Raw genomic sequence first — 16,932 nt, forward strand, 5'->3', positions numbered from 1 at the left:
CCGGTGAGCGCGATGGATACGACCGAAGCATGGGAGAGCGGTCGCTGGCGGGCGGATCTGTTGTTGCGGATTGTCCGGCTCTCGGCCGACCACACTCGGATCGCACGACAGGGGTACGAAGGATACGACGGCGACGGCACCGAGGACGGTCCACGGCAGGCGTGGTTGGACCACTTGCGCGGGTTGGAAGCCGAACGCGAGCAGCTCGAAACCGTCGCGCGGTCGGCCGGAGTAGATGCTACAGAGATCGCCGATGCACGCGCGCTGGGTTTGTATACCCAACGCCTGTCGGTCCGTAACGCGGTGCCCGACAACATTTCCCGTCAGAGCGCGGGACAGGAATTCCTGCTGGAGATGTTGTCGGTGGACCTGTGGAATCTCGAGCACATGGCCATGCTGCATGCCGCTCGCGCGGACCGGATCGCGACTGGCCGATGGACCGTCGGCCTCGACCCGGACTCCATCGCGAGATTTCAGCACAACATGGAAGTGCGGCGCACCCGTGTAGTGGCGATGGCTGATGCGATCGAGGTGAGCGCTGCTGAGGCGGAACTGCTTTGGGGTCCGGCATCGACCGAGAGCTGGGGCGCGCATGCACGGCTGGTGGAGGCCTACGACGAAGCCACGCTCGCCGCGCAATGGACCCGCTACGCCGACGCTCCGCCTGAGCTGCCGATGCCGCCCTACATCCCCACCGACTCCGCCACCGGTGCACCACTAACTAGAGCCGCGGCCGCACCGCCGCCCATCCGTGAGTTCCTCGACGACGCATCGAAAGCGTTGAGCGCCCGCTTCATCGAGGTCGCCGTCGGCGACGGCGACGGCGACGGCAGCGCGATCGCCGAAGCGATCCAAGCGGCCCTGCCCGGCATCAATGCCTCGAGCCAGGACTTCGAAGTCTCCACCGACACAACCAGTTCCACCACCGACACCATTGGCGGACCTGAGCCGCCGGCGCACCACACCGGTACCGATCTCGGTATCGACACCTGACCGGCACGCACCGTCCAGACGCAAACACCGAGAACGCTCACCATCACCACTGACCGGCCACGGGTACTGGCCGCGATGGTCGAGCCCGACACCCAAGGGGACATCCGAACATGGCCGCCTCGGCGGCCCGCCCTGTCGAACACGAGGCAAACGATGTCCAACCACACCCAGACCATCACCACGCGCAACCACTACGCCACCGATCGAGCAGGTGAGCACCGAGGGCCGGAGTCGTGGCCGTGAGCTGGCCCGAACCGCGTCGCGCCACCACCGACCCGGCCTACTACCACGACGCCGCCGACGACACCGAACGTCAGCTGCGCGCCGACTTCACCTTGCACTACCAACTGCGCCAGATCGCACCCCACGGCGAATCACCACGGCAGACAAAGACATTCAACGACCAAGCCGACGCACTCGCCGCCAAATGGGGCCGGCACGAACAGCCACGGTGCCGGTCGTTATGGGCGCGATTGCAAGGCGCCATCGCTGGGTGGGAAGCCCGCCCCGAGCCAACCCGGCGCGCGTTCAACCAAATCGAAAACGCCCGCAGAAGTGGCGAACTGGGAATAGACGACGAGATATGGCGGACGCTTCGCCAGGCCCGTGAGATCACCGGCCATGCCGAGCCGGTGATCAGCCAGTCGAAGCAGGACGGTGCCCGATGGCGGCCACCCGCGTCGCCGAAGCTACAGCTGGTCACCGACACCGGTACCCGGGAGCGTTCGAGCGCGCCGGAACCGCGACGGAGTCTACTCGACCGCGCGCTCGGTGCACCGGGTGCGTCGATACCTACCGACGCCGAAGTCGCCGCGATCATCGCCGAAACCGACGAAGCCTTGGACATCGAGGAACAGCATGGTGACCTCGACACCGGTCACGACGCCCGCACCGCGCTGCTACCGCGTACGGTGCGCGAGGCACCGGTCGCCTACGACGGTGACCGCGAGACCCAGACGCGTACGCAGATCGCGGCGCTGCGCACAGTGCAGGACCTCACCGCCGAACATGCCCGTGCCACTGGAGGATTCACTGCCGAAACCAGCCACGACCAAGCCGTTATCGGACGGCTGGAAGCCTTGCTGGACGGTATACGCAGCGCTCGCCGTACCGCGATCGCGGCCGGAGTCGAGGCGGTCGATATCGACGCGGCGTACCGGGCCGGCCTCGACGGCACCTACTGGAGCCACCGCCCTAGCCATCAGCTGCTGGGACATATCGACCGACTGACCGAGGAACGCGACCGCGCTCGCGCCGAGGCCGACACCCTGCACGACCAACAGACGGTGCCCGGTGCCGAGCCCGATCACGAGGCCGCACCCGACGGCAGCCGCATCGGCGCCGTGATCGACGCCGCCCTGCCGGGCGACACCGTCGAGGCATGGCCCACCGACACCGAACCCACCCCCGAGTCCCACCACGACTACAGCGTCGGGGTCGGCGACGAGCTGCATCTGTGAAACCCGCAGGACTGCAACCTATTTCACGAAGGAGACCAATCGTGTTCTCGACCAGAGAAACCCGGCGCCGCACCAAGGGCGGTCTCGGCGAAGAGACCCTGCTGTTGTTGCTGGGGCTGGCGCTGCTGGGCGTACTGGGCTTGGCATGGATGGCGCTGAGTGTCGGCAGCTGGCTGGCCGGGCTCCCGGTCACCGCCAATCCCGCCGCCGCGCTCCTGCAGGTCGTCGGCGGACAGCATCCCTGGCCTTGGCAGGCCAGCGTACTCACCGTCATGCTGCTGGCCGGTTCGGCTGCGACTACGGTATTCGTCTGGCGCAAGCTGGCTTCCGGCGATGCCTATCGCGCGGCCGCGCGCACGATGCAGCACCCGAACCGCATCACCATGGCCCGCGCGATCGACAACACCGTCGCGAACCAGCGCCTGCTGGTCGACGCACCACCACAGATCCGAGCCTCACCAGGACCACCACTAGGCCGCACCGTTGTGGGCGGCGTGGAATTGTTCGTACCCGCCGAACTCGGCGTCACCATCACCGCGGGCACCCGCACCGGCAAAACCATGGCCTGGGCCGTGTCCGCGGTACTGGCAGCGTGGGGGCCATGCCTGGCGACATCGAACAAGCCAGACCTGTACCGGCACACCGCCTACGGTCGCACACGCCGCGGCCGGGTATGGCTGGCTGACCTGCAAGCCGTCACCGGCCGGATCGAGTGCGGGTTCTGGGTCGATCTACTCACCCAGGTCACCATCATGCCGGCTGCGCGGAAGTTGATCGGGTTCTTCGTCTCCGCCGCCTCGGGGTCGGCATCGCAGGCCGCCAACGCACGAGTGGACTCCTACTTCGACGGCGGCGCGCAAGAAGTGCTGTCGCTGTATGCGTTCGCCGCGGCATGCGCGGGCGGAGACCTGTTGCATGTGGCCGAATGGCTCGGCCGGGATCAGGACCAGACACCGGCGCTGATCCTCCGCCACTTCGGCCACCACCGCGCCGCCGAGCGAATCCTGGAAAGCCAAGCACTCTACGCACGCCAACGCGACGGCCTGTACGACATGGCGCGCCGGTATCTGAACGTGCTGACTGACAGCGGATACGCACGCATGATCACCCCGCCATCCAGACGGCGGCTGCGCGTCACCGAACAACCCGACCCCCACGCCACCGACGGACGAACCACCATCGTCATCGACATCACCGAGGAGCCGCCGACACATCACCTGCCGCAGTTCATACCCGCAGACTTCGTCGTCTCCAACGACACTTTGTACGCGCTGTCGATGACCGGCCCCGACGGCGCGACCGCGCTGACCTCGGCGTTGGTCGGGCAAATCCTGGAAGCCGCACTCACCATCGCCCGCGCCCGCCCAGACGGGCGGCTCGCGATCCCGTTGCTCGCGGTGCTCGACGAGGCCGCCAACAGCGGCCGCATCGGTGAGCTGCCCAGCTACTACACCTACTGCGGTGGCTGCGGAATCGTGCTGATCACAATCCTGCAAGTCATCGAGCAGGGTGAAGACCTCTGGGGCGCAAACGGTTTGAAGACAATGCGCGCCCAATCCATCGAGGTCTACGGCGGCGGTGTCGCGGCCATCGACTACCTCGAACACTGGTCGCGGATGGTTGAGGAACACGACGTGGCCGACCGCTCCCGCAGCATCGGCCCCGGCGGCATCCAACGCACATTGAGCTGGCGCGCCGAACCCAACCTCAGCATCGCCCAACTCGCCGCGCTACCGAAACAGTACGCACTGGTACGACTCCCAGGACATCAACCGATCCTGGTCACCAAACAGTGGTGGCAACACAGCCAATACGCGCCACTGATCCACCAATCCCTGGCCCGATTCGCCACCACCGCCACCGCGGCCGTCACCGCGCCTGACGCCGAGCCGGATGCGAACGCAGCGGGGGAGCAGTCGTGACTTCCACGGCCGCGACCAGCCCGGCGGCATCCGGCGGCAAAGGCGCACCGATGCCACCGCAGTATCGGCATTTCGTGCCGTTCGCGCTGAACTGGCTGCTGCCCACGCTGAGCGTGCGACTGGGCGAAGCCAATCGCGAAGACACCTACACCTGGTGCCTGCAATGGTGGGCACACCGCGCCGTCGCCGTGCGAATCGCGCACCTGCACAACGCTTTCGAAGCCGCGCGCCGCGCTCGCGGCACCAGCGTCAGCACCTTCCTGTCGACCCATGTCGACGGCCACGCCAGAACCATCCTCGACGCCGCCAACGGCCCATTGCATCGCTGTACCCGCGAACTCCACGTGCCGACACCGTCACTGCGAAGCGAACCCGTGCCACCGGGCTGGTTCATGCGAAGACCACAACCTGATCGGCCCGGCAGCGGGAACACGAAAGCACCGCCGCCGCGGTTCGCTCACTTCGAAGACTTCGTCCAGCAATGGCTGCTGCCGGTCACCTCGGTGCGGATCGCTGCGAACAGCCGTGAGGGCCAATACACCTGGTGTACACGCTGGTTCGAACACCTCGGCGTGTGCGTCCGATTCGCCGCCCTGCACCGCGGGTTCGAAGCTGCCCGCATCGCCGACGACAAAACAGCCATGTCGAGCCTGTTCATCAGCCACATCGACCCCCACATGCGACACATCCTCGACGCCGCAAAAGGGCCGCTGCACAAATGCACACCCACCCAACACATTCCGCTGCCCGGACTGGCCTCAGCCGAAATCCCTCTCGGATGGTTCGGCCTCCCCGGCACCACCACCGCAGTGGAGGACCTCGGATTCGGACCAGACTTCCGCGCCTTCACCCCAACCGGCCGATGACCGGCCAGCGCACACCGGGCCGTCACCCGCACCGGTGCCGACCCCAGCCGTTACGCCCGCAGCCCCACGCACGCCGCAACCCCCGCCACATCAGAAAAGGAAGAACCGCAATGTCGTTCGACATAGCCCGCCTCGCCCAATCCGCAGCGCTACGCACCTTCACCGTCGGCGCACACCAGTGCACCTGGCTACCCGACGGCGCCGCCACCCTCGACCCCCGCACATGGTTGCCCGCCTCCACCGAGCAGACCTGGCACGAGAACCCGCACCTGCTCACCCCGGACGGCGAACTCGTCGCAAGCATCGGCGCACTGCTCATCCGACATCACGGCCGCGCCATGCTCATCGACGCCGGCGCCGGACCCCTCGCGCTCCCGACCCCGCACGGGAGCATGCACGGCGGGCAGCTCCTCGAATCCCTCAGTGCGGCAGGCCAAACCCCCACCGACATCGACCTGATCGCACTGACCCACCTCCACCTCGACCACATCGGTTGGCTCTGGACCACCCCACCCAACAGCACCCGCCGCCCATTCACCCACGCCACCGTGTTGATTGGTGAAACCGAATGGCAGCAACGCGATCTCGCCGCGGCCGACGGCGTGGCATCAGAAATCCTGGAGACCTTCGCCGACCAAATCCGCACCTTCGCACCAGGAACCGAAATCTTCCCTGGCGTACGCGCGATTGCCCTACTCGGCCACAGCATCGGCCACACCGGCTACATCATCGGCACCCCCACCGACCGCCTCATCGTGTTCGGCGACGCCATGCAAACACCACTGCAAATCACCCACCCGCACCTGACCGCCGCCATCGACGACGCACCCGACCTCACCCAGATCACCGCCGCACGCCTACTTACCGAACTGCAACGACCAGGCACACGCGGATTCGGCGCACACTTCGCCGACGCTCAACTCGGTCGAGTCCACACCGTCGACGGCACCCGAACATGGCAGCCCCAATAGCCCGCGTCACCGGATGCCGACGCCGCCGTCGCAGATGAACAGCGACGCCGGAGTCGACCCCACACGACCTGCCTCCTGCTGCCTCTCAAGAGTGATCTCATGGACAAGCCCACCCGGGCGCAAGCCCGGGTTCTCAAACATCTTCAGAATCAATCCGTCGAGCTGCACAAGATGATCGCCGCGGCGACTGAACGCACACACACCGGCGAGACGGTGCCCCAAACCTGGTACGAGCACTTCCACGGCCGCGCCGTCCTGCACGAGGAACTTCAGCGCGCCGCCGTCGCCGCCGGAATACCCCGAACCTGGATCGACCACGTGAAAGAACGCGGTGAACGAAACGTGAGATGGCGGAAGGAACTCTACCTGCGCGCACCCGAGCCCGTCGACCGGCCTAAACGGCTCGCCGCCCTCGGCGCGGATGTGCAGCGACTACGCGAATGGACAACAGTCCACGCGGCCTACCCTGGGATCGGAGGACAGTCCGAAGCCGCGACAGCATCAGATGTCGACCGCGCCCTGCATGCGCTGTGGGCCAGATCCGCGGCAGTGGCCCACATCCTGGGAGTCACTAGGGAAGAGGCCGAAACCTTATGGGGCACAACCCAGAACTGGGTCGACACCGCCAACGAGACCATCGCTGGAATCGAACGCGAGCAACCACTATCGCAACGCTGGCGCGACATCGCCAACGCCGACACCCTCGCCTACGCACTACAAGCAGTGGCGCTCAAGCACGCAGGAATCACCGCAGCCACACCCTCGGCGCCGCCGGACACCGCGGAGACGATCCCCCGAATCCGCGCCGTGCTGAACGCGGCCACAGCAGCCTCCGTCGTCGACACCGAGACCCCGCGAATACAAACCAACGCCGCCATCGAGGCCGCCTTTCCCACATTCAGCGACCCCATCGCCGAACCGAACCCCCACTACAACATATGGGCCGAAATAGACTCCGTCGCACCGGAATTCAGCAGCGCAGCCGGGCCCGACCTCTCACCGTGAGTGGGGTCTTGGCGCCCAGCGGGTCGTGCCAGCGTAAAGGCAGTGCACGAACATGACCCAGTGCGTCGATGCCAAGTTGATCCGACAAGCAACTCGCCGCAATCGGGGTTGTCTGCAACCACCGCTTGTCCCGAATTCAGTCCGCGCGCCCTCGACTCGCTCAGTAGTTCACTGATCAGGCGTAAGTGTCATTGAGGACGTGGGTCAACTGTCCGATTTCGATCGGTGACGAAGGACTAGGCCGGGACGTCGGCGCCGTCGGCGACGGCGCGCCACTTCGCTGCCCACGAGGCCGCACGATTGCAGGGTGACATCGCGTCGAGTCCGGCCAGGACTTCCCTGCGTGCCGCGCTTTCGTCGCCGAGCAGCCACAGGACTCGACCGCGTTGCAGCGCAAAGGTGGCTTCATCGCTCCAGTACGCGGCATCGGGGGGCTCGACGTCCGTTATGCGCTCGGTGGCCATGCCCGCCTCTCGTAGCTGTGCTATCGCCCCCGTGCGGTCGCCTTCAACCGCCTTGATCCTGGCACCCTGGTACTGCACGTAAACCCTGATCAGAGGGTGCGCGGTGGTGACAGCGAGCGCGGAGTCTGTGTAGGCGCCGGCATCAGTCGTACTACCTGCCTCGAGCAGGCCGTAGGCCTTGAAGCTGAGGGCGTGTGCCAGCCGATCAGGTGCATCGGCTTCGGTCGCCAACTCGATCGCGCGATCGAAAGATCTGTCAGCAGATTCTTGCTCGCCAGTGACCAACTCCAGCCACCCCGTGTACTGGTGAATTTCCGAGCCGATCTCGGCCGAGAGTGTTTCCGCCACCGGCACCAGACCGCGTACGGCGGGCAGAACGAGCCCCGGTGAAGTCTTGTCTTCGAGTCGTCGGGTTGCCGCCAATATTGTTGCGACATAATGTAATTCGGGGGAGATCGAGACTCCGAGTGCAGTCTCGTAGGCAGTGACATGTTCAGATCTGACGCGACGTCGCCGGGTCTCCAGATGCCCGAGTTGTGATGGTGAGTAGTTCGTTCGGGCAGACAACGCGTCCAGGCTCAACCCGGCTGACCTGCGTGCAGCACGCAGGATCGGAGCCCAGTCAGTCGCCATAGGCCAACTGTAGAACTCTGTAGACACCGAAAGGCAAAAGTCGGGAAGCGATTCGATCAGGCTCGATACATGCAACTTCGACCGACAGTGTTCGGGCAGGTCGGCCCCATCCGACAGCTGGTGTATGTAGGCGGCGTCGGATCGCCAACGAATCGTTGGGCATGGGCTCAATCGCAATCCGGTGACACTTCGATGGGACGAGGCGATCGCGCGAGCGATCTCCGTTGGTCGCGGAAATGTGGTTGTTGGGGGACGTATCGGCAGCGGACGGGGCCGTGCTGGTGACCCGATCGATGGACTCTGGGAAGGCGCCGGTCGACGCTGGTGTGGAGCCGTGGGGGCGTCGACTTTGGCGATTCCGCAGGCTCGAACTGGGGTTGAGTCAGGCGCGCTTTGCGGAGTTGTTGCAGGCCAAAGGTTCGGAATGGCGGCTCAACATTGGGTGTGACCAGCGCCACGTCGCGCGATGGGAGAGTGGGGCAGTCAAGCCAGGCACTGAGTACGTTGAGATTCTGAACGCGGTCGGTGCACCGGTGCCGGACAGCTTCTCTTTTGCGTCGCCGCAGGGACTACGTGAGTGTCTTGGTAGTCCGCCGAACACTCCTTCCGGACAGCACGGTCTTTCGGCGCCGTTCACTACGGTGGAGTTCGCACGTGGCGACGGCTTTCTGGAGGCGATTGCCAGTGCGACGGTTGGATCGCCGGATTCGCTTGCGCCGTGGTTGCCTGCGATGGCTGCTGGGCCGTCGGTGGCCAGTGCGGTGACAACGGCTGATGTGGATTCGCTGCGTGGCATTACGGCTAACTTGCGGCAGGTCGATCAACGACACGGCGGGCTGATGGTCGTCGATTCGGCTGCCGCTCACCTGCGATCCAGCGTTGGCCTCATCGCGGGGTGCACCGACGTTGCGACGATTGGTTCGTTGAAAATGCACCTGGCAGATCTTGCACGTTTGGTGGGGTGGTCGAGCCACGATGTCGGCGACCAGTCGCACGCACGCCGGTATCTGGCTCTAGCGCTGCTATTTGCTCGCGAGGCACGAGCAGATAGCCTCGTCGCGAGCTGCCTGTATGTGCTCGGGCGTATCAGTCTGTTGGAGCGCGATCCGGAGGTCGCGTTGCGCATGTTCCAACTCGGGCAGATCCCGGCACAAGATGCCTCCAACGGCGGCGAATCAGCGCGTTTGTACATGCAGGAAGCATGGGCGCACGCGATGATGGGCCACGAGCGTCATATGAAGGATTCGCTCGCTCGTGCTGAGCAGGGCATTGGCTGCGTTGTCGATGCGGTTGATCCATGGACCCAGGTGTTCTTTACCGCCGGCGAGTTCGAGGGCAACACCGCAGTGATCCTCAACGAGTTCGCGCTCGCCACATCCGATTCGGCTGTGGCCGACCGGTACACCGTTGCTGCGGTCGAGCATGCCCGCGCTTCACTTGCATCCTCAACACCAGATCGGCCGCTACGGAGCCTGTTGTTCGATCACACAACGGTGGCGAGCTGTTGCTTCCGCTTGCGAGAGCTGGATTCGGCGCTGGCGTCAGCGACCGAAGCTTTGGCGTTGACCGAGGCAGTTCAGAGCGCTCGGACGGTTGATCGTTTGCATGCGATGGTGCGTGCCGCCGCGCCGTCTTTGCGGAAGTCAGGTGTGAAAGAGATTTGCCGTCAGGTTCGGCAACTGGCGTTGCCGTGCCGAGCAGAGTGATTGTCGTGTACGTGAGGATGTTTCGGCTTTCGGCATAGGATGACTTCGTGGCGACCAACCTTTCGCCACGTCGCGCTGCGGAGTTGCGCGCGGTCGTGGAGGCCGCGTGCGCCCAGATGAGTCTGAGTGCGCACGGAGCCGAGTTGATCAAGTACACCGTGAATGCTGTTTTCCGGCTGCGTTCAGCGCCGGTGATCGTACGCGTAGGTGCCGGAGAGGTCGGCGAAGCCCGCGGATCGCGCGTCGTCAGCGTCGCCCGGTGGTTGGCGGCCGAGGGGGCACCGGTCGCGCCGGTGATGGAAGGCGCTCAACCGATCTATGTCGATGAGGGGCACACGGTCACGTTCTGGCACGAACTGGCCACTCGACGAACCTGGAAGGCCCACGAATTGGCCGGCCCGCTGAGGGCCCTGCATGAGCTGGAACCTGATGCGGCCCTGCCGATCTGGGATCCTTTCGACAACGCTCGTCGACGCCTGGCCGCGGCCGATCCGGTCGTATCACCCGACGACGTGGATTGGTTGCGCGATGCATGGGCCGCCGCAGAGAACGGCTACCGCGCGTGGGAATCGAAGATGCCGATAGGTGTCGTCCACGGCGATCCTCACACTGGTAATTTGCTCAAAGATGTTTCTGGGCGGATAGTCCTGTGCGACCTCGACGAGACCGGAATCGGTCCTCTGGCGTGGGATCTGGTTCCGCAGGCAGTCGGAGCGGTTCGCTTCGACCGCGCCGATTTCTACCGCCAATTCGTAGATGCCTACGGCGCGGACGTCAGAAACGAACCGTACTGGCCTGCGCTGGCGCGCATTCGAGAGCTGGTAATGGTCACCAGCGTGCTGCCCGACATAGGGCAGCGCCCCCTTGTCGCCGCTGAGCATGCTCACCGGCTCGCCACGCTTAGAGCGGGCCATCACACTGCAACCTGGAATCTCTACCGCTAGCCCACGTCGGACGGTCCGGATGTAATGCCTTTCGTTGGGCGACGGTTGTCAGAAACTTGCCCTCTTGACGGAGTGTTCGATCTGTGCCACAGACAACCCTGCTGCGCTCAACGGGCGATTGGACACGCTGGCGATGGGTCAGTTGGACTCGGAATACGTTCGGGATGCCCTATTTCGAAGATCGTCATCTGCCCTGCCCGATGCCCTTGGAACAGTCACCTGCCGGGCGTTGACTTGACGCATGATCGCAATGAGCAGACATACCGAAAGCTGCGATGAGTGTTTGCGGCCCGCGCTGCGGAGAGCCCGATGACATTGGTCGTTACGTCTTCGAAGCGGTCAAGCGAGCGATGAATCTCGAATCAAACTGCGCGAGATGCTGTTACCGCCGGCTCGCCACATGAACCACACCCCGTCCGTTCGTGACGGCATGAAATATCAAGGAGCGCAAGCGCAGTGGAATTCATGGAGGTTGAGGCTGCCGCCAATCGGATTAGTGGACTGGTACGGCCGGTGACGCTGATCCCGATGGACCCCGGTGCGATCCACGCCATCGCCGGGGATCAGACATCCCGGATATGGCTGGCGTGCGAGGGCATGCAGCACACTGGATCCATCACAGCGCGCAGTGTCGCCAATGTCGTCGCTGCCGCACACTCCACCAAATCCATGATCGACAGATCGGTGGCGGTCGCGGTGGCCGACGAGCGAACCGTGGAGGCGTCGCTGGGATTGGCGAGCGCATGGGCGGCGCGCGCATTCGGAACGCGTGCGGTGCTTTTCGTTTCTCCTTCGGTGTCGGTCTCCTATCGGACACGGGCGGAGCAGTTCGGCGCGTGCATCTTCGCCTGCGATAACGCCGCCTCGGTCTACGACGACCGAGCGCGCTATGACCGGCTCGACGCTGCGCAGGCTCTCGACTACCGCGAAGATCCGATGTACGCGGCCGGCGCGAGCACGGTGATCACCGACATCTGCGCGGTGCTCGCGTCCGTCGACACTGTTGTTGTGCCGGTGGGTACCGATTCGTCTCTGGCCGGTATCGCGACCGCGGCCGCCGATGGCGGGATGCGGATCGTGGGTGTCGAGGCGATGGATATGGCCTTGCTGCACAGCGCGATCGACGCGGGTGAGCCTGTGACCCTGAGTGGACCGCATACGAGTGGGCCGCCGTCGCGGTTGCCGACGCTGGTGTGGGACGCGATCGGTCGAGCCCCGGTGGACTCGCTGCTGGTCACTCCCGGTGAGATCGTCGCCGCACGACAGCGGCTGTGGGACGAGTGGAAGTTGCTGGTTTCCGAAGCCGGTGCGACCGGGTTCGCTGCGATCGCGAGCGGCGCGATCAAACCTCTGCCAGGGGAGACGGTGGTCGTGGTGCTTACCGACGCGAATACTCCTACAGGTCTGGCCACTGCCTCAGGTCGGGAGGGGTGACCAGAGATGGACGCCGGGCCAGCCAGGTTGTCGGAGCTCATGGTCTGCGACAACAGGCCCGGCGTCCTCACCGCTGGCGCCGCCCTCACCAATTCGTGCGCACAGGCGATGCGACCGGATTCGCAACCCGGCTCACGGTGATCGCCATGGGAGACCAGCGCACCGACATTGACGCTCCTGAGGCGTGGGTGTTGGTGGTGCTGCCGAGCAAGGACAAGTTGCTGATCGCGGTGACGCTGATGTCCGTCGTGGACGGGGATGTGGTGTGCGAGCAGGCACGCAAGCTCGCTGCTCTCCATTTCCGCCGCCATGAGCAGGTGGTCGATTCGAGGCGGTGGCAGGCGGAGCGGTGGGATGCGATCACGGCGATAGACAGCTGGGTACGCGGACACGCGAAGCCGGCGCACCCGTCGGCGCCCATCTGTCTGGAAACCCTTGGCGCGCTGGTGGATCGAGTCGCTGCAGCCGCTGCCCACGCCACCTGGGTGCTGTGCACCGAGGAAGCGTGCGGTGATCGCACCCACGATGCGTGGACCGCGCTCGCACGGTTGGAGTTGAAATACGACGAGCTCGCACACCAGTTGGCGGACGGCCGTCGACGGCTGCCCCGGGGTGAGGTATGAGCGAGCTCGCCAATGTTGGCACCGCTCGAGGGCACGCATCGAGTGCGTGGGTCGCGAACTACCTCGATGCCGGAATGTCGTGCTGGGCGGGAGTAGCACGCATCCCAAACCTCTACCCCAACCGTAACGAAGGTGGCACCGCCGCTAGATCAGGGAGAGCGCGCGAGGCTGCGCTCAGGCGCTTGGGAACTGGGCGAACCTGATGGATTCGATTGGAAATGAAGGGAATTGGTTGATGAAGGTTGTGCGCACAACGGCGGCGATCGTGGTGTGGGTATTGGCGGCCATTGTGGCCGTCGACATCGGCCACGCCATGCTCAAGCGAGTGACGTTGGCGGCGATCGCACGCCGTCACCCCGACGGTGGCTGGGACTCCAGCAGCGGGGACTGTGCGCGGTGTGGGACGGCGAACTCGCAGTTATGAGCACCGATAGCCAGCACCGGCAGGGGAGCGGGGTGATCACGAAATAGGGCGCAGGTCGTGGCGGTCGATTGACGGCTCGTGGCCGCCACCACACCCGATATCGCGCGTTATCGCGGCTGAGCAGAGGTGTGACCGCGACACAACGGGTCGACACATCTGACACGAAAGGACTGATCATGTCTACGACACAACCAGTGCCCGGCCGAGGAAACCAGCCCCCTGCCCATGCGGTCTACACCCCGCCTAGGGTGGTCGCGCGGTATCCGAAACATGAACTGGTGGAAGATCTTCCAGAATCCATTACGCCGCATATTCATTCCTCGCAGAGCAGCTGAGCCGGGCCGGAGGGCAGGGGAATGCGATACAACACGCTGGGTGTGCATCTAACGAACACCTGTCCCTTGGCCTGCGGTCATTGCATCACCGACAGCTCCCCCTCGGCGCGGGGTGAGCTGTCGTGGCCGCAGATCGAGGAAGCGATTCGTTCGGCCGCCGACTATGTCGACGGCGTGTGCCTGACGGGCGGTGAGCCGATGTTGTTGCGCGACATGGTCTTGCGGGCGATCGGTCTCACGTGCAGGCTGGGGCTGCGCGCGTCGGTGGTCACCTCCGGCTATTGGGCCTCGACACCGGAGAAGGCAGCCCACGGGGTACGGGAGTTGGCGGTGGCGGGTTTGGACAAGTTGGCGATCTCGTTCGACCGCTATCACCTGGTTCCGCGCCATAACAAGATGGTCGGACCGCAGACGCTGAACTACCTGTTAGCTGCTGGTGCGCCGACAGCGATGGAAATGGTTGTGCAGGTGTGCATTCCGCGCGGTGAGGACCCCGCCGAGGACGCCGCTTACAAGACGGCGGCTGCCGCCGTGGCCCGTTTCGGTGGTCGGCTCGAATCGTCGGAGGTGGTGCCCTTCGGTCGCGCAGTGACGATCGCTGCCCGGCCGGGAGCTCGGGTCAGTGATGTACCGGCTGGGCCGTGCGGGGTGGTCGGGCGCCCGATCCTGACCCCGGAAGGCGATTTCTACACCTGCTGCGGACCCGCCCGCGGCGCACCGGCATCTTCGCCGCTGCGGTTGCCGATCGCGGTCGCGGGCGAGGTCGGGGCGGCGTTGGCGAAGGCCGGTCTGGACCCGATCATCAACACCATCCACACCCAAGGCCCAAAGGCGATGTTCGAGCTGCTCTCCGCGGATGCGCGGCAACGGGTTTCGGGAAAGCTGCGTGACGGGTCGATGTGTTCGTTGTGCCGGGCTATCACCGACGACCCGCAAGCGGTCGCCGAGGTACGCGCGGCGGCCGGGGGCAGCGAGTTACGGTTGATCGCGCTATCGGGTGTCCTGCAGGTCGCCCAGGATCAGGCAGGGGTGGGCGCGTGTCATCGGTAGCACTGGTGCTGACCGCCGGGTTGAACGCGTGCAACGTCGTCGCCAGGGTGGGAGATGCGATGGCCGATCGGTCCCCGGTGTGGGCGTGTGCGGGCGATGCCGCCGCAGCGGTCGCCGCGGGAGAGGACACCCAAGGCGCCGCCGAGGCCCGCGTGCACACCCTCGGCGACATGACAGTGATCGCGGCGTCGGCGCCGGAATGGGTTGTCCGACAACTCGATGAGCTGATCGCCCGGCTGAGGTCGTGCGTGATGTCGCCGGAGCTGATCGCGTCGAGGCTGGCGTCGATCACTGGCGATGTGCACTGTGTCGCGGCCTTGGGCCCGGGCATTGCGGTGGCGTATCGGGGGCCGTTGTCGCCGCGGCCGCTGTTCTATTACAGCGACAGCGACGGCTTGGTCGTGGTGGCATCGCAGATCAGAGGTATTCGAGCGGTCAAACAAAGTGTGGCAGTGGATGTTCCGGGCCTCGCACCGTTTCTGGTACCGGCGTTGTGTGACCGGCAGGGCTCGGCGTGGGCGGGAGTGCATCGGCTGCCACCCGGGCATGCGTTGATCGTGCGTGACGGTCGCATCGAGGTGCGGCAGGTGGCCTACGTCGACACCGAGCAGGGCGACTTGAGCGACCGGGCGGAGCTGATCGCGCAGTTCCGGCAGCTGTTGGACACCGCGCTCGTGCGGTGCTCGCGCCCGCGCGACGGGTTGCTGCTCTCGGGTGGGATCGACTCGGCTTGCCTGACCGTCGCGGCGGCCCGTATTTTGCCGCAGCCGCGGGCGTTCTCGATGACCTATAGTAGCCCCGAGCTGGCTGCGTGCGACGAACGCCGCTACGTCGATTGCATTGCCGACGCCACCCAGGTCCCGGTGACCCGATTGCTCGCCGACGACATCCTTCCGCTGGTCAGTGGCTATCGGCTTGCCGATGAGCCGGAGGTGTGGACGTATGCCGCACGTAACCAGGCGTTGTTGCGCCGCATCGTCTCCGACTCTGAACCGGTGGGTTCGCTCATCGCGGGCGAGGGCGGTGATGAGCTGCTGCTGGGGCAGGTGTTCACGGTCGCGGACCGGTCGGCCCGCGGGGACGCCGAAGGCGCGGCCCGGGAAGTGATGACCTTCCCGAACCCGAGCACGGCCATGAAGATCGTCGACGGGCTGCTGGCAGGCCACTACGAGCGACGCCACACCCGAATCCACCGGGCACTGGGCGACATTCCGCCATGGCTGAGCGAAGAGTATCGAGACCGATGCGGACTGGTCGACCGGATCGCCGACCGCTACCCACGGCTGGCGACGCCGGGACGGTTCACCCCTGACTATTCGCGAGCGTTGATCGGTGAAGCCGGAGCAGCCGGGCGCGCGCACTGCGGCGGCTGGTGGGACGACACCGTCCGACGCGCCGGCCTGCGCGTGACCTACCCGTTCTTCGACCCCGATCTCGTCGTCGCCGCGTGGGGGCTGCCGCCACAGCTGTTGCGCGACAACGGCATCGAGAAAGTAGTGCTGCGTGAAGCCGTCTGTGACGAGTTGCCCGCCGACGTGGCAGCGCGACGCGACAAAGCCGACGCATTGGCGATGATGCGCGCAGGGCTGAGCCGCGGCGCCGACCGAATCCGCCACGTCGCCGCAGGCGGACCGCTGGTCGATCTCGGCGTTGTCGACCCGGCCACGTTACGGACAGCAGTCGACGAGTATCTGGCCGGGCATGATGCGCACGGTCCTGGCCTGTGGGCGACGGTCGCGGTCAACACATGGCTGCTCGGCGACCAGAATGGAGGACCGGTGAGATGAGCAACTTTCTCTCGTATCCGAGACCTGCTGCGGCACAAGCTAAACGGGCCGGGGACGTGTGGGTAATCGTCCCGAACGACGACGGCGGTGAGGTCGTCGTGGTCAACCACACCGGACACCGAGTGTGGGAGTTGTGCAACGGTGAACGCAGCCTCGCCGAGGTCGCCACCCTGATCGCACTCAACACCGGCGTCGACGCCGCAGATATCGACCGGGACATCGCCCGGTTCGCCGAAGGTCTACGGCAGGCGGGCCTGCTCATCTATTGACCATATTCCGGGGGCTTCGGCACCACCTCGCATGATCCTGGCGGTT

Annotated in this window: 15 protein-coding genes; 14 read left to right on the forward strand and 1 reads right to left on the reverse strand. The window is 65.4% G+C overall.

What is annotated here, in order from left to right; translation table 11 throughout:
- The first annotated feature begins 3 nt into the window (after positions 1–3).
- From ACIG5A_RS29380 to ACIG5A_RS29405, 6 genes are all read left to right on the forward strand, one after another.
- Positions 4–993 carry a hypothetical protein gene (locus ACIG5A_RS29380; protein ID WP_397245754.1) on the forward strand — a complete coding sequence of 330 codons (990 nt, stop codon included), beginning with the start codon at positions 4–6 and terminating at the stop codon, positions 991–993.
- 239 nt (positions 994–1,232) lie between these two features.
- The gene (locus tag ACIG5A_RS29385) at positions 1,233–2,453 is read left to right on the forward strand and encodes a hypothetical protein (RefSeq protein ID WP_397245756.1); all 1,221 of its coding nucleotides are present in this window, start codon (positions 1,233–1,235) and stop codon (positions 2,451–2,453) included.
- Between the two features lie 41 nt (positions 2,454–2,494).
- Positions 2,495–4,375: a type IV secretory system conjugative DNA transfer family protein gene (locus ACIG5A_RS29390; RefSeq protein ID WP_397245758.1), complete on the forward strand. Its 1,881-nt coding sequence runs from the start codon at positions 2,495–2,497 to the stop codon at positions 4,373–4,375.
- The gene (locus ACIG5A_RS29395) at positions 4,372–5,241 is read left to right on the forward strand and encodes a DUF4913 domain-containing protein (RefSeq protein ID WP_397245760.1); all 870 of its coding nucleotides are present in this window, start codon (positions 4,372–4,374) and stop codon (positions 5,239–5,241) included. Before ACIG5A_RS29390 ends, ACIG5A_RS29395 begins: the two co-directional genes overlap by 4 nt.
- Positions 5,242–5,351: 110 nt before the next feature.
- Positions 5,352–6,212, forward strand: coding sequence for an MBL fold metallo-hydrolase (locus tag ACIG5A_RS29400; protein ID WP_397245762.1), 861 nt, complete (start codon positions 5,352–5,354; stop codon positions 6,210–6,212).
- Between the two features lie 99 nt (positions 6,213–6,311).
- Positions 6,312–7,217: a hypothetical protein gene (locus ACIG5A_RS29405; protein ID WP_397245764.1), complete on the forward strand. Its 906-nt coding sequence runs from the start codon at positions 6,312–6,314 to the stop codon at positions 7,215–7,217.
- A 236-nt stretch (positions 7,218–7,453) separates the two neighbouring features.
- On the opposite strand, the gene ACIG5A_RS29410 is transcribed toward ACIG5A_RS29405, so the two are convergent.
- A complete protein-coding gene (locus ACIG5A_RS29410; protein WP_397245766.1) occupies positions 7,454–8,314 on the reverse strand; it encodes a helix-turn-helix domain-containing protein in 861 nt (286 codons plus the stop codon).
- Between the two features lie 224 nt (positions 8,315–8,538).
- On the opposite strand from ACIG5A_RS29410, the gene ACIG5A_RS29415 reads away from it, so the two are divergent.
- The 8 genes from ACIG5A_RS29415 to ACIG5A_RS29450 all read left to right on the forward strand — a co-directional run bounded on the left by ACIG5A_RS29415 (position 8,539) and on the right by ACIG5A_RS29450 (position 16,886).
- Positions 8,539–10,020, forward strand: a complete 1,482-nt coding sequence (locus tag ACIG5A_RS29415) for a helix-turn-helix domain-containing protein (protein WP_397245768.1) — start codon at positions 8,539–8,541, stop codon at positions 10,018–10,020.
- A gap of 47 nt (positions 10,021–10,067) precedes the next feature.
- Positions 10,068–10,964, forward strand: coding sequence for a phosphotransferase family protein (locus tag ACIG5A_RS29420; RefSeq protein WP_397245770.1), 897 nt, complete (start codon positions 10,068–10,070; stop codon positions 10,962–10,964).
- A 528-nt stretch (positions 10,965–11,492) separates the two neighbouring features.
- Positions 11,493–12,398 (forward strand): pyridoxal-phosphate dependent enzyme, encoded by a 906-nt coding sequence (locus tag ACIG5A_RS29425; RefSeq protein WP_397245772.1) that lies wholly within the window; start codon positions 11,493–11,495, stop codon positions 12,396–12,398.
- Positions 12,399–12,544: 146 nt separating this feature from the next.
- Positions 12,545–13,021 (forward strand): hypothetical protein, encoded by a 477-nt coding sequence (locus ACIG5A_RS29430; RefSeq protein WP_397245774.1) that lies wholly within the window; start codon positions 12,545–12,547, stop codon positions 13,019–13,021.
- Between the two features lie 235 nt (positions 13,022–13,256).
- Positions 13,257–13,445, forward strand: a complete 189-nt coding sequence (locus ACIG5A_RS29435) for a hypothetical protein (RefSeq protein WP_397245776.1) — start codon at positions 13,257–13,259, stop codon at positions 13,443–13,445.
- A gap of 356 nt (positions 13,446–13,801) precedes the next feature.
- Positions 13,802–14,830, forward strand: a complete 1,029-nt coding sequence (locus ACIG5A_RS29440) for a radical SAM protein (RefSeq protein WP_397245778.1) — start codon at positions 13,802–13,804, stop codon at positions 14,828–14,830.
- Positions 14,818–16,617: an asparagine synthase-related protein gene (locus tag ACIG5A_RS29445; protein ID WP_397245780.1), complete on the forward strand. Its 1,800-nt coding sequence runs from the start codon at positions 14,818–14,820 to the stop codon at positions 16,615–16,617. The genes ACIG5A_RS29440 and ACIG5A_RS29445 overlap by 13 nt, the downstream gene beginning before the upstream one ends.
- The gene (locus tag ACIG5A_RS29450) at positions 16,614–16,886 is read left to right on the forward strand and encodes a PqqD family protein (RefSeq protein WP_397245782.1); all 273 of its coding nucleotides are present in this window, start codon (positions 16,614–16,616) and stop codon (positions 16,884–16,886) included. The genes ACIG5A_RS29445 and ACIG5A_RS29450 overlap by 4 nt, the downstream gene beginning before the upstream one ends.
- Positions 16,887–16,932: the final 46 nt, after the last annotated feature.

Source organism: Nocardia sp. NPDC052566 (assembly GCF_044547285.1).
Lineage (GTDB): Bacteria > Actinomycetota > Actinomycetes > Mycobacteriales > Mycobacteriaceae > Nocardia.

What these genes read in the sequence shown, in the direction of transcription:
- ACIG5A_RS29400 (WP_397245762.1), top strand. Translation starts at nt 5,352, where the DNA reads ATGTCGTTCGACATAGCCCGCCTCGCCCAATCCGCAGCGCTACGCACC.
- ACIG5A_RS29405 (WP_397245764.1), top strand. Translation starts at nt 6,312, where the DNA reads ATGGACAAGCCCACCCGGGCGCAAGCCCGGGTTCTCAAACATCTTCAG.
- ACIG5A_RS29410 (WP_397245766.1), bottom strand. Translation starts at nt 8,314, where the DNA reads ATGGCGACTGACTGGGCTCCGATCCTGCGTGCTGCACGCAGGTCAGCC.
- ACIG5A_RS29425 (WP_397245772.1), top strand. Translation starts at nt 11,493, where the DNA reads ATGGACCCCGGTGCGATCCACGCCATCGCCGGGGATCAGACATCCCGG.
- ACIG5A_RS29430 (WP_397245774.1), top strand. Translation starts at nt 12,545, where the DNA reads ATGGGAGACCAGCGCACCGACATTGACGCTCCTGAGGCGTGGGTGTTG.
- ACIG5A_RS29435 (WP_397245776.1), top strand. Translation starts at nt 13,257, where the DNA reads ATGAAGGTTGTGCGCACAACGGCGGCGATCGTGGTGTGGGTATTGGCG.
- ACIG5A_RS29440 (WP_397245778.1), top strand. Translation starts at nt 13,802, where the DNA reads ATGCGATACAACACGCTGGGTGTGCATCTAACGAACACCTGTCCCTTG.
- ACIG5A_RS29450 (WP_397245782.1), top strand. Translation starts at nt 16,614, where the DNA reads ATGAGCAACTTTCTCTCGTATCCGAGACCTGCTGCGGCACAAGCTAAA.